The sequence below is a fragment of the Bacillus halotolerans genome, assembly GCF_001517105.1.
Classification (GTDB): Bacteria; Bacillota; Bacilli; order Bacillales; family Bacillaceae; genus Bacillus; species Bacillus halotolerans.
This window is the reverse complement of record NZ_LPVF01000012.1, coordinates 292254-304836: the sequence shown is the minus strand read 5'-3', so window position 1 is coordinate 304836 and position 12583 is coordinate 292254. Positions and strand designations below refer to the sequence as shown.

Here is a 12583-nt window from a genome sequence, read left to right as displayed (position 1 = left end):
AAGGATAGATGAGCAGAGAAAATATATGCTCTATCTATCCTTTTTTGTACAACAGCACTATCGAATTGTTGCTGCGCCAAAGTTCCCGCGTTCCTTCAATAAGAATGAATAGGTTTTAATGTTCTGCCGATAAAATTAGCTGATACCGGGCTTAACTTTAATTCCCTAGCCCATACAGAAAGTTGACCAATATGGTGAATTTCATGAGCGATTATATGATGTAATATTTCATCTCGCGTATATAAAACACCTTTCTCCCAAGGAACGCTTACAAGTTCATCTTTTATTTGATCTGAATGTGTTTCTAAAACATCAATTATTTCAGTTCGGAATGTATTTGAGAGAGATTTTACTTTATTGAGTGTATGATAATCAGCAAACTGAACAACGATATCTTCTTTTCCTTGGATAGCACGAACCCAACTATATTCCACATCAATAATATGAAAAAGGGTATATAAAATATTCTCTACCCCGCCAAGACGATTTTTAAGTAATTCTTCAGTGGTTAGTTGATGACACCAAGTAAACCATTGATCTCGAACCTGCCAGTTATATTCAAAAAATTTTATCACTGAACTCACTCCAATACTATCATGTATCAAATAACAATTAGCCCTTTTTTCCGTGATTCCTCTATTATTGAAGTAATGATTGATAAATGTTTACATTCTATCTGTTGTATGGCATTCAAAATAAAAAAGCATATCTCGTCGATGATGCTGTTCAGACTAGGTATACGAGGTTTAGTAGCATGCTGCGTCTTGTTACTTTTACAAAGAAAGAATCGGCATTTTCTTCATATACAATTAGGAAAAAACATACTAGACTTGAAGAAGCAGTGATACATAGGAGTGAGAAAAATGAAAGAGATAAATGAAGCTTACCAGCAATGCGGACAGATTGTTGGTGAATACGCGCCAGCCTGTTTCAAAGCATTATCATATCTCCCGCTAAAGCAGAGACAAGCCGCTTGGGCAGTATTGTCGTTTTGCCACACGGCGGCCAGTGCAGACGAAAAGGTATTGCCCGCATTTGAAGCTGAGGCTGATCATGTTTATCAAAGGACAAATAACGGTAATCACCATCTATGGAAGGCTTTTGATCATGCGTATCAGACCTTTACATTGGACAGCGAACCTTTTCGGGAGTTTATTGCCGCACAAAAAGAAGACACCAAGCCGTATGATGACCTTGATGAACTGCTCATGTACGCATATCAGACGGGCGGTGCTGCCGGATTGATGCTGCTGCCGATACTGACACGCCGAAAACAAGATCAGCTCAAACAAGCAGCCGTCTCTCTCGGCTTGGCCATACAGCTGATTCGAATTTTAAACAATCTCGGCACGGACCAGCATCAAAAAAACCGCATTCCCCGCCAGGTGATGCAGCAATTCGGCTATACAGAGGCCGATCTTCAAAAAGGCACCGTCAATAAAGCGTTCACGATGACGTGGGAGTACATCGCTTTTGAAGCGGAGGCTTACCTTGAAGAGTGCCTGGATGCCCTGCCGATTTTCCCTCAGTATTCTCAAAAAGCGGTAAAAGCTGCAGCTCAGCTGTACCGAGCCATTCTGGAAAAAATCCGAGCAGAGCAGTACAACGTATTTGGACACAAGCATGCCTTAACGGACAGCGAAGCAAAAATGATTCTGTCCGAGCTGTAAAAAAACACCTGGCTTGTTCTGCCGGGTGTTACGCCATACCTTTTTGAATCCAGATCCGTGAGCGCCATCTTCTGTACATTAAGATACCCCGGACCCATTCATCCGCGATAAAAGAAATCCATACGCCGGCAAGCCCGAAACCGAGATGAATGCCGAATAGATAAGCAAGCGGAAGGCCGATGCCCCACATGGAAATCATCGCCATGTAGACCGGGAATTTCGCATCCCCCGCGGCGCGCAGAGAGTTAATAATAATCACATTAAACGAGCGGCCCGGTTCAAGGATGATGGTCATCGCAATCAAAAGGCTTGCGGTAGCAATAATATCAGGGCTTTGTGTGAAGATGCCGATCAGGTCTTTTGAAAAGATTGTCATCAAAACAGATGTGGCAGCAGCAATTCCGAGCGCCCAATACAAGCTTTTCATGCAGCGCTCATATGCGGCGTCAAACTGTTTGCCGCCGATATAGCGGCCGATTAAAATTTGCGTGCCTTGGCTGATCGCAGTCCCGAAGAGCAGAATAAACATCGTAATATTTTGCGTATACACTTTGGTTGTTAAAGCCTGCGCCCCCATGATGGCAATAAAATAAGTGACAATCATTTGCGAAAGGTTATAAGAAAGCTGTTCGCCTGCAGAAGGGATGCCGATTTTCAGCAGCTTGCGCAAATGGTCTTTATGCATATGAAATACTTTTTTCAACGACATCTTCAGCTGAATGCGTTTGTTTACAATGACAATCATCGCGATTAATCCGATAACACGCGCGATAGATGTGGACATGGCAACACCGGCTACGCCGAGAACTGGAAAGCCGAACAGACCAAAAATGACAACAAAGTTTCCGGCAATGTTTAAAATGTTCATGCCGATTGTGACAAACATTGTATCCTTTGTGTAGCCATAGCTTTTTAAGATCGCGCTGAATGTCATGATTAAAGCCTGAATAAAGGACAGACCTCCGACAACTTGTAAAAAGACTTTAGCGTCAGGCATCAGCTCATTTGATAATCCCATCATATGAAGCAGGGGAACTGCCGCAAAAAAGATGAGAGCGCTGATGGCAAGGCTGATGAAGAAGTTGGCTGCGATTGACACATAAGCGACTTCCATAGCTTCTTTCTTTTTCCGGGATCCTAAAAATTGTGAGATGACAACAGTTGTTCCTGTTGCGATAAAGCTGAACATCACGATAATTAAATTCAAAATCTGGTTGCTGACGCCGACTGCCGCCACACTGTTATCTGAGTATTGGCTCAGCATCAGTGTATCAGCATTACCCATAAACATATATAATGAGACCTCAATAAAGATCGGCCAAGTAAGCGAAAATAATGAGAACGATTTGTCAGCGGGTTTTTTCAAAGCAGTTGATTTGAAGACAGCTTGTTTCATAGTGTCTAACCCCTTTCGTAAATAAAATCAACGTTTTAAAGTGTACCTCCATTTCCTTATAATAAAAAGGGAGAGAAACGATACTTCTTGCAAAAATCCGACTTAAAAAGGAGGGTGATCAAATTGCCTCGCATCCTGTTTACAGTCCCGCCTTTTCCGGTGTTTATTGCAGCCGGAGAAGGGGTTTTTAAAAAAGGAGAAACCCATGTCAAACGCGTTTTTTCTGTATTTGATCTGATATACGTCAAGCAGGGGACGTTATATATCACTGAAAATGAAAAATCGTTCTCTGTTGAAGGGGGCGAATATATCTTGCTTTCTCCCGGTCTTGAACACTATGGGACAAAGGGCAGTGATGAAGCGACCTCCTATTATTGGCTTCACTTTGATGAACATCAATATGAATTTACTGCAAAAGGGGGCAGCAATTGGGCAGAGCTTCAGCGGGAAAAGGGGAGCTTCGAGGAGCCGGCCCGCTACGGACTGGCATTGCCGAGAAAAGGCAAGGTGCAGCGTCCGCAATTTATGGCGCAGCAGTTTGAAAGGCTCATTGATTACTCCGCAGAAAACTCCGATTTGCCGCTCAGAAAACAAATCTTGTTTGAAGAGCTGATGCTGCATCTTCAAAAGGAGGCGTTTCAAATTCCGTCTGCAAAAGAGCGGGTGGCATGGGAGGCGGCCCGATACTTACAGGAGCATTATAAGGAGAAAACGACAATCAAGGATCTGTCGCTCGCCTTGCACTATAATCAGGATTATGTGACCCGCTGCATGCAGCAAGTGCTTGGTGTCACGCCGGGCCAATACACAAATCGGGTGAGAATGACTGAAGCAAAGCGTCTTTTATCCTCGACAAATGATAAAATGGGCGTCATCGCGGAAACGATTGGAATGGAGGACCCGACATACTTTTCAAAGCTCTTTAAGCAAATTGAAGGCATTTCACCAATTGAATACCGGAAAATTGTCAGCCGGAAAGTTCAATAAGCAGACGAGGGATGAAGATGAAAACGACAATTTACGATGTGGCGAGGAAGGCGGGTGTCTCGATCACGACCGTATCGCGCGTCATTAACCATACGGGCCGGATCAGCGACAAAACAAGGCAAAGGGTCATGAATGTGATGAAGGAAATGGAGTACACGCCCAATGTCCACGCCGCTGCTTTAACGGGAAAGCGAACCAATATTATCGGCCTTGTGACGCCTGATATTTCAAACCCGTTTTACGGCGAGCTCGCGAAAAGCATAGAGGAAAGAGCGGATGAGCTTGGTTTTCAGATGATCATTTGCAGTACCGATTACGATCCGAAAAAAGAAACGAAATATTTTTCTGTCCTAAAGCAAAAAAACGTAGACGGCATCATTTTTGCGACAGGAATTGAGAATCATGACAGCATGTCAGCTTTAGAGGAAATCATTAGCGAACATATCCCGCTCGCCATGATTTCACAGGATAAGCCCCTTTTACCGATGGATATCGTCGTGATGGATGATGTTCTAGGCGGGTATGAGGCGGCGAAGCATCTTTTGTCACTGGGCCACACGAGGATTGCCTGCATTGTGGGTGATGGGTCAACGACAGGTGAAACAGACAGAATCAAAGGATTCCGGCAGGCGATGGGGGAAGCGAATGTGCCGGTCGATGAGTCGCTGATCGTTCCGACACGCTTCTCTTTGGAGAGCGGAAAGGAAGAGGCGGGAAAATTGCTGGACAGGGATAGGCCAACGGCTATTTTTGCTTTTAACGATGTATTGGCCTGTGCCGCCATTCAGGCGGCGAGAATAAGAGGCATCAAGGTTCCGGATGACCTGTCCATCATCGGGTTTGATAACACCATCCTTGCTGAAATGGTCGATCCGCCCCTGACAACGGTAGCCCAGCCGATTAAAGAAATGGGGCAGCGCGTCATTGAACTGCTGGCGGAAGAAATCGAAGGAAAACGAAAGGCAAAACAAAAAATCGTGTTATCACCCGAGCTAGTGATCAGACATTCTACAGCACCGTTCAAGAAAAGAATCCGATAATGCAGCGGGTTCTTTTCTTTTTGACAGCGAAGGCGAAAAAGATATTGCATGGGAAGAAAGGACATTGTAAAATGAAATCACCTTTTGAGAAAGCGCTTGCGCAAAATTATATCGGCCAAATAGTGGGATGAACCGCTATTTTTTTAATCATTATGGTAAAGCGCTTTCATTAGGCGGTGAAAAAGGAGACTAAGGAGAGATGAGGACATGGGAAATCGAGTAAGATGCGCGGTATTAGGGTTAGGGAGACTGGGATACTATCACGCAAGAAACCTTATGACCAGCGTTCCGGGAGCTGAGCTTGTCAGTGTCGGTGATCCGATGACAGAAAGAGCAGAGCAGGTCGCTAAAGAATTCGGGCTTGAAAAATGGTCGGATGATCCGCATGAGATTTTAGCAGATCCCGAGATTGATGCAGTGGTCATCGTAACGCCGACAAGCACACATGGGGAAATGATCATCAAAGCGGCGGAAAACGGCAAGCAGATTTTCGTTGAAAAACCGCTGACATTAAACCTTGAGGAATCAAAATCAGTTTCTGAAACAATAAAAGAGACAGGTGTCATCTGCCAAGTCGGTTTTATGAGGCGTTTTGATCCTGCATATGCGGATGCGAAACGGCGGATAGACGCGGGAGAGATCGGCAAACCCATCTATTATAAAGGCTTTACACGCGATCAAGGAGCGCCTCCCGCTGAGTTTATCAAACATAGCGGAGGGATCTTTATCGACTGTTCCATCCATGATTACGATATTGCCCGATATTTGCTCGGAGCGGAGATCACTTCTGTTTCCGGACACGGCCGTATTTTAAACAACCCGTTTATGGAACAATACGGCGATGTTGATCAGGCGCTGACGTATTTAGAATTTGATTCCGGCGCAGCGGGAGACGTCGAGGCAAGCAGAACCTCTCCATACGGCCATGATATCCGTGCAGAAATTATCGGGACAGAGGGCAGTATTTTCATAGGGACATTGAGAAACCAAAATGTGACCATCCTGACTGCTAAAGGGAGTAGCTATGAGATCATCCCAGACTTTCAAACTCGTTTTCATGAAGCCTACTGCTTAGAACTGCAGCATTTTGCAGAGTGCGTCCGAAATGGAAAAACACCGATTGTGACAGATGTCGATGCGACAATCAATTTAGAAGTCGGCATCGCCGCGACCGATTCGTATCGAAGCGGCAGGTCTGTACAGCTTGATGTGGAGCGTGCTTATACAGGTATGTAAAAGTTAATAGGTTCCATTTGAGGCTTTTCCGCCAAAAAAAGCAAGGACAGTTTAGCCCTTGCTTTCTCTTTTCTCATATAAAAAGTACATATAATCAGTAGGTACGCCTGAATGACCCAGCTGTCTTAGCATGGCTGTCACGTTCCCTCTGTGATAAGTGCCGTGATTGACGACATGCAGGATGGTGTCTGCATAGGTTGATTCCAGTGTACCGAGTTTCGGATGCTGCATGGAGAAGGTCTGTTCTAAGTCCGTTTGGCGGCTGAAGAAATGATGATACTGTAATTCCAACTCGGAAGCGTGCTGTTTAATCGCTGTCATATTGCCATGCGCGGACTCGAACTTCCCTGTGCCGTCTATAATCTCTTGGTAGTCCACTCCCGAAAGAACGTTCAGCCATATGTAGTCAGCCCTGCACATATGAAGCAGTACGTCACTGACTGAAGGGAATACGCTCTTTACTTCTTGATAAGCAGTTCCCTCCGGCAGGTGTTCGATATGGTTCAAGATTCGCTTGTTCGCCCAGGAATGGTAGTCATAAAATTGTTTAGCATCAGTCACAAACATCGCCCCCTTTTCTAAATACAATTCGATGTTTAGGCTGTGGTTTCCTCCAGTTAACGAAAGATCGAGAACAAGAAATAGACGGCGGCAGCCCACATTACCACCGCAGAACATTTGTTTACGATCAACATAAGCCTGCCGCTCGTATCTATCGTCTGGAACAGCCGGCCCGCTATCGCAAGACTGATCAACCAAATCCAAGACACAGCGATGCAGGCGGCCATAAAGAGCCATTTCTCCAGCCCTGAATACTGCAAAGAGCTTGTACCGATGACGCCGACAGTGTCTAAAATGGCGTGCGGGTTTAACAGAGACACGGCTGCGGCAAATGCGGCTTGTTTCTTTGCTGTGAATATATTGTTTTCTTTGTCATCCGTTTTCGGACGGCTGTTCCATGTCACCCAGCCCATGTAAATGAGAAACAAAAATCCCACGGCCATCATTCCCGTCTCAAAAACAGGCACCTGCTGCACAATGACAGATACACCCGCAACCGCTAACACAATGAGCAGGGTATCGCAGACAGAAGCACTGATGACGGCTGGAAGCGCCAGCCAAATATGCCTTTGCCACGCTCCCTGCTGAAAAATAAATACATTCTGCGCCCCCAGCGGCAAAATTAAGCCGAAGGCCAGCACGATTCCGTGAATCATTGCATTCATGCTGAAAAAAACTCCTTTCACATCTGTTTTTCTCATAATAATAGAGAAGATTTTACATGTCTCCGGCCATTTGGTTGGTTTTGAAACCAGCCAAATGTATAATGTGAAAAAAGGGGGCATAACGTTGTCACATTGGCAGCCGAGCCGTGAATCGGACATTCCGCTTCATCGGCAAATCGAACAATATATAAAAGAAAAAATTCTCCATGGCGAGTGGGCTGTAGGGACGAAAATTCCGTCGCAAAGAACGCTGGCGGATATGTTTCAGGTCAACCGAAGCACAGTGACATCGGCGATTGATGAACTCACGTCTCAAGGTCTGTTAGAGGGGAGAAGAGGCGGCGGCACAAAGGTAGTAAACAGCACATGGAGCGTGCTTGCGTCGGCTCCGCCGCTTGATTGGAGCACCTATGTCCGCTCAGGGATTCATCATCCCAATTCTTCTATCATTCAGGATATCAATAAAAACGAGGCGCGAGCGGATATCATTCGGCTGGGGACTGGAGAGCTTTCATCAGAGCTGCTGCCGGCTGAAACGATGCGCAGGATGTTTCAGCAAATCAATCCGCATGTTCTGTCTTTAGGATACGAACAGCCGAAAGGAAATATAGACCTGCGGGAGGCGGTGGCTGAGCATTTAAAAACAAAGCATATCAATGTGTCACCTTCAGCCATTTTAATTGTATCCGGCGCACTGCAGGCGCTCCAGCTCATTTCGATCGGGCTTTTAAAGCGGGACTCAGTCATTTTGACAGAAAAACCTTCCTATCTTCACTCTTTGCATGTTTTTCAATCCGCAGGGATGCGGCTTCGCGGTGTGCCGATGGATGAAGAAGGAATGCAGGCGGGGCTGATTTCAGCTTACCGGAAGCAATACGGGGGCCAGCTGCTTTACACGATTCCGTCGTTTCATAATCCGACTGGCATTGTGATGTCGGAGAAGAGAAGGGAAGAGGTTGTCAGTCTGTCAAAAAAAGAGCAGCTGCCGGTCATTGAGGATGATGCATACGGTGATTTGTGGTTTGAAGAACAGCCGCCGCTGCCGTTAAAGTCGATGGATCAGGAAGGCAATGTCCTGTATCTCGGCACGTTTTCGAAAACAGTAAGCCCCGGTCTTCGAATCGGCTGGCTGGCCGGTCCGGAACCAGTTGTTGAAAGGCTGGCTGACATTAAAATGCAGACGGATTACGGATCGAGCGGCCTCTCTCAATGGGCCGCGGCGCAATGGCTGTCACAAGGATATTATGAAGAACACCTCGCTTGGGTAAGAAAGGAGCTGAAGAAAAGGAGAGACGCGGCACTTCAGTTACTTCAGCAGTATGCAGGAGATATTGCCGAGTGGCGCATCCCAGCCGGCGGCTTTTATATATGGGTCACATTCAAGAAACAACTGCCTGTCAGGCAGCTGTTTCTTGAATTACTGAAACAGCAGGTGCTGGTGAACCCCGGTTCCGTTTATGACGGCGAAGACCGGCACAGCATTCGGCTGTCGTATTCCTATGCGTCTCTTCAGGATTTGAAAATCGGCATCAAGGCGGCTGCAGATACAGCCCGCCGCCTGATGACGCAGGCTTAAGCTAGACGATGACAGCTCCCAGCGCTCTCGCAAAGGCCATTGCGTGCTCCGGAGCAATTTTGCAGCCCTTTAATTTGTCTAGTGAGACATGGATCTGTTCAAACCGGCAGGAGCTGATGTCCGCGTTTTGAAGTGACGTACCGGTAAAGTTGGCGCCCTCCAGTTCGCACGCATCAAAGTGTGTCTGCTGGAGCGCCATGCTGCTGCATTCACTTTGCAGAAGGACACAATGATGAAACAGAACGTGTTTCATATTTGAATAATAAAATGAACTGAATTGCCCGTGACATTCCTCGAACGACACATTCCGCAGCGTTGAGTCAGCCAGGTTCATCCCGACCATTTTCGATTGCTTAAATAAAGTTCTGTGCAGAACAGCCCCGCTGAAATCAGCGTTCGATAAATCGCATTTTTCGAAAATCACATCTGTCAGCTCAATAAAACGAAAGGAAACATCGATAAACACGACATTCCGAAATACGGTTTTTTCAATACAAAGCCTGTCTATGTCTTCACTGGAAATTGAACAATCTTCAAATAAATGCATGCTGATCACATCATCTGTTGCAGCCGTTTCATGAAAATCGGCGGCTTGCAGGTTTTCTGGTACGTACGGTTTTTGAATCGCTGTTTTATTCATGATTTGACATCCTTTACATTCCTGAATGACCTAAAGCCATCAGGATCAATTTCATAGATCGTTTCCGCGGATTGATACATATAGTAAAACGTGAAGAGCCTTTTCTGGGTGTTGCAGCCCGCTTGTTTTGTAAGCATAAATGCAAAGCTTCCCGAACGTCAAGGCGTTTACAAGACGGGAAAGAAAAGGGAACAGGAGGAATGTGGAGTGGGGCATTACGTAAAAACCGAGGAGCATGTGACACTGTTTGTGGAGGATATCGGGCATGGAAGGCCTATTATCTTCTTGCATGGCTGGCCGCTGAATCATAAGATGTTTGAATATCAAATGAATGAGCTGCCGAAAAGAGGTTTCCGTTTTATTGGCATCGATTTTCGGGGCTACGGTGATTCCGACCGCCCGTGGGAAGGCTACGATTATAATACGATGGCAGATGACGTGAAAGCCGTTATTTATACGCTTCAGCTTGAGAATGCGATTCTCGCCGGCTTTTCGATGGGCGGCGCAATTGCGATCCGTTACATGGCAAGGCATGAGAGCGCCGATATCGATAAACTTGTTTTATTGTCAGCGGCCGCGCCAGCATTTACAAAGCGCCCGGGTTATCCGTACGGCATGAGGAAACAGGACATTGATGACATGATTGAACAATTCAAAAGCGATCGGCCGAAAACGCTTGCTGACCTGGGAAGACAGTTTTTCGAGAAACAAGTTTCTCCGGAGTTCCAGCAATGGTTCCAGAATCTTTTGCTGGACGCTTCCTCTTACGGAACGATTCACTCAGGCATTGCGTTAAGAGACGAGGATCTCAGAAAGGATATGGCGGAAATCAAGGTGCCGACACTCATCCTGCACGGCAGAAAGGACAAAATCGCTCCGTTTGATTTTGCCAAAGAATTAAAACGCGGCATAAAGCAGTCGGAATTGGTTCCGTTTGAAAACAATGGGCACGGGCTCTTTTATGAGGAAAAAGAAAAAATAAACAGCCTGATTGCGCAGTTTGCTAAATAAAAAAACCCGATCAATGTCGGGTTTTTTAAATGATGCCTTTGTGCTGCAATTCTTTGATGATCAAATCAGCCCCATCCGCAATGGACGTTTGGTCGGATTCAATGATCAAATCGGGAGAAAGAGGCGCTTCATAGGGAGAATCAATCCCCGTGAAATGTTTAATGTCTCCGTTGCGCGCTTTTTTATAAAGACCTTTCGGGTCCCGCTGTTCACAAACCTGGAGCGGGCACTTCACATAAATTTCGAGAAATTCTCCGTCGGGAAACAGCGCTCTGACCATATCCCGATCCTCTCTGAACGGAGAAATAAAGGCTGTTAAGATCATTTGACCGCTATCGACAAACAGCTTTGCGACTTCACCGATCCGGCGGATGTTTTCGATTCTGTCCTCAGTCCGAAAGCCGAGATCTCGATTCAATCCGTGGCGGATATTATCGCCGTCAAGGACATAACTCCGAATTCCCATGTGATAGAGCTTTTCATCTACGGCATTGGCGAGCACTGATTTTCCTGAGCCGGACAGACCGGTAAACCAAAGGGCGCAGCTTTTATGTCCGTTTAAGCTCTGTCTGTCAGATTTTTGGATCACTGCTGGATGCCAAACGATATTCGGGTTGTGTGTCATTCTGATCCCCCGCTGTTTCTCTGAATGGCAACAGGCTGCTGATGGAGCCCTTTTATCAGCACGCTTGCAACCTCGGGCCGGCTGAATTCTTTCGGCGGCTTTTTGCCTTGGCGGAGAAGCTCCCTCACTTTAGTGCCTGATAAATGGATGTGATCTCTCGCGCTGTGCGGACACGTTTTGGAGGTGCCCATATTTCCGCATTTCCGGCAGTAAAAGCTATGCTCAAAAAACAGCGGCTTGATGCCCAGCTCTTCCTCGGTGAATGATCCGAAAATGGTCTGTGCGTCGTATGTTCCGTAATAGCTGCCGACGCCTGCATGATCGCGTCCGACGATAAAATGGGTGCAGCCGTAATTTTTGCGGACGAGCGCATGGAAAATCGCTTCACGCGGCCCGGCATACCGCATGGCGGCAGGGAACACCGATAACATCACCCGATCCTTTGGATAATACTGGTCAAGCAGTACTTGGTAGCTTTCCATTCTGATATCACTCGGAATATCATCTGATTTCGTTTCTCCTACTAGCGGATGAAGCAGCAGACCGTCGACGGTTTCCAACGCTGTTTTTTGAATATATTCATGGGCTCTGTGAACGGGATTCCGCGTCTGAAAGCCGACAATCGTTTTCCAGCCGAGCTTTTCAAAGGCCGTTCTCGTTTGTGCCGGCGCTGCATAAAACTGTTCGAAGGACTTATCGGGAAGGCGGCTGACAAGGATAGGCCCTCCAATATAAAAGTCCGGACGCTCCAGCAGTTTCTTTACTCCGGGGTGGGCGGGATCGTTTGTTTTATAAACAGACAGCGCCTCCTGTGTTTTATCTGGCTGATAGATATCGGTCACTGTCATCATGCCGTACGTCACGCCGTGTTTCACAAGCTTCACGTGATTTCCGACAGACAGCTGTTTGGCTGTTTCTTCGCTGACAGGCAGCGTAATAGGCAGGCTCCACGGCAAACCGTTCGCCAGCCTCATCTCTTTCACAACGGAATGATAATCTTTTTCTCCCAAAAAACCTGTTAACGGGCTGTAGCCGCCGATCGCGATAAGCTCGAGGTCGCTCAGTGCCAGCTGATCAAGCTCAGCTTCGCAAGTGCAGCCATCAAAAGTGCATGCGGGATCGATGCGGTTGATTAACACCCCTCCATGGGGCTCGATTGCATTCACGTGCTTAACC

11 protein-coding genes and 2 pseudogenes are annotated in these 12583 nt (G+C 46.6%); 6 read left to right on the top strand and 7 right to left on the bottom strand.

Going from position 1 to position 12583, the window contains the following annotated elements; all coding sequences use genetic code 11:
- Positions 1 to 95: 95 nt before the first annotated feature.
- Complete coding sequence (locus tag AU387_RS16885) at positions 96 to 575, bottom strand: DinB family protein (protein WP_075745260.1); 480 nt, start codon at positions 573 to 575, stop codon at positions 96 to 98.
- A 266-nt stretch (positions 576 to 841) separates the two neighbouring features.
- Between AU387_RS16885 and AU387_RS16875 the strand changes: the two are divergent.
- Positions 842 to 1670: pseudogene (locus AU387_RS16875) on the top strand (phytoene/squalene synthase family protein).
- A gap of 28 nt (positions 1671 to 1698) precedes the next feature.
- On the opposite strand, the gene AU387_RS16870 reads toward AU387_RS16875, so the two are convergent.
- The gene (locus AU387_RS16870) at positions 1699 to 3066 is read right to left on the bottom strand and encodes an MATE family efflux transporter (protein WP_059293074.1); all 1368 of its coding nucleotides are present in this window, start codon (positions 3064 to 3066) and stop codon (positions 1699 to 1701) included.
- Positions 3067 to 3189: 123 nt separating this feature from the next.
- On the opposite strand from AU387_RS16870, the gene AU387_RS16865 reads away from it, so the two are divergent.
- The 3 genes from AU387_RS16865 (at position 3190) to iolX (ending at position 6329) form a co-directional block, all read left to right on the top strand.
- On the top strand, positions 3190 to 4053 hold the full coding sequence (locus AU387_RS16865; protein WP_059293073.1) for an AraC family transcriptional regulator: 864 nt from the start codon (positions 3190 to 3192) through the stop codon (positions 4051 to 4053).
- Positions 4054 to 4070: 17 nt separating this feature from the next.
- Complete coding sequence (locus tag AU387_RS16860; RefSeq protein ID WP_044156456.1) at positions 4071 to 5093, top strand: LacI family DNA-binding transcriptional regulator; 1023 nt, start codon at positions 4071 to 4073, stop codon at positions 5091 to 5093.
- Between the two features lie 207 nt (positions 5094 to 5300).
- Positions 5301 to 6329, top strand: coding sequence for a scyllo-inositol 2-dehydrogenase (iolX, locus tag AU387_RS16855; RefSeq protein WP_059293071.1), 1029 nt, complete (start codon positions 5301 to 5303; stop codon positions 6327 to 6329).
- 51 nt (positions 6330 to 6380) lie between these two features.
- On the opposite strand, the gene AU387_RS16850 is transcribed toward iolX, so the two are convergent.
- Positions 6381 to 6890 (bottom strand): DinB family protein, encoded by a 510-nt coding sequence (locus AU387_RS16850; protein WP_059293070.1) that lies wholly within the window; start codon positions 6888 to 6890, stop codon positions 6381 to 6383.
- A 56-nt stretch (positions 6891 to 6946) separates the two neighbouring features.
- A pseudogene (locus AU387_RS16845) lies at positions 6947 to 7586 on the bottom strand (LysE/ArgO family amino acid transporter); the annotation flags it as partial.
- Positions 7587 to 7673: 87 nt separating this feature from the next.
- Between AU387_RS16845 and pdxR the strand changes: the two are divergent.
- The gene (gene pdxR / locus AU387_RS16840; RefSeq protein WP_082687959.1) at positions 7674 to 9131 is read left to right on the top strand and encodes a MocR-like pyridoxine biosynthesis transcription factor PdxR; all 1458 of its coding nucleotides are present in this window, start codon (positions 7674 to 7676) and stop codon (positions 9129 to 9131) included.
- A gap of 1 nt (position 9132) precedes the next feature.
- On the opposite strand, the gene AU387_RS16835 is transcribed toward pdxR, so the two are convergent.
- A complete protein-coding gene (locus AU387_RS16835) occupies positions 9133 to 9771 on the bottom strand; it encodes a pentapeptide repeat-containing protein (RefSeq protein ID WP_059293069.1) in 639 nt (212 codons plus the stop codon).
- A 207-nt stretch (positions 9772 to 9978) separates the two neighbouring features.
- On the opposite strand from AU387_RS16835, the gene AU387_RS16830 reads away from it, so the two are divergent.
- Positions 9979 to 10782, top strand: coding sequence for an alpha/beta fold hydrolase (locus AU387_RS16830; protein WP_059336312.1), 804 nt, complete (start codon positions 9979 to 9981; stop codon positions 10780 to 10782).
- A gap of 25 nt (positions 10783 to 10807) precedes the next feature.
- Here AU387_RS16830 and cysC read toward each other — a convergent pair whose 3' ends face one another.
- Positions 10808 to 11407: an adenylyl-sulfate kinase gene (gene cysC / locus AU387_RS16825; RefSeq protein ID WP_059336310.1), complete on the bottom strand. Its 600-nt coding sequence runs from the start codon at positions 11405 to 11407 to the stop codon at positions 10808 to 10810.
- Positions 11404 to 12573: a sulfate adenylyltransferase gene (gene sat, locus AU387_RS16820; protein WP_082687944.1), complete on the bottom strand. Its 1170-nt coding sequence runs from the start codon at positions 12571 to 12573 to the stop codon at positions 11404 to 11406. Before sat ends, cysC begins: the two co-directional genes overlap by 4 nt.
- Positions 12574 to 12583: the final 10 nt, after the last annotated feature.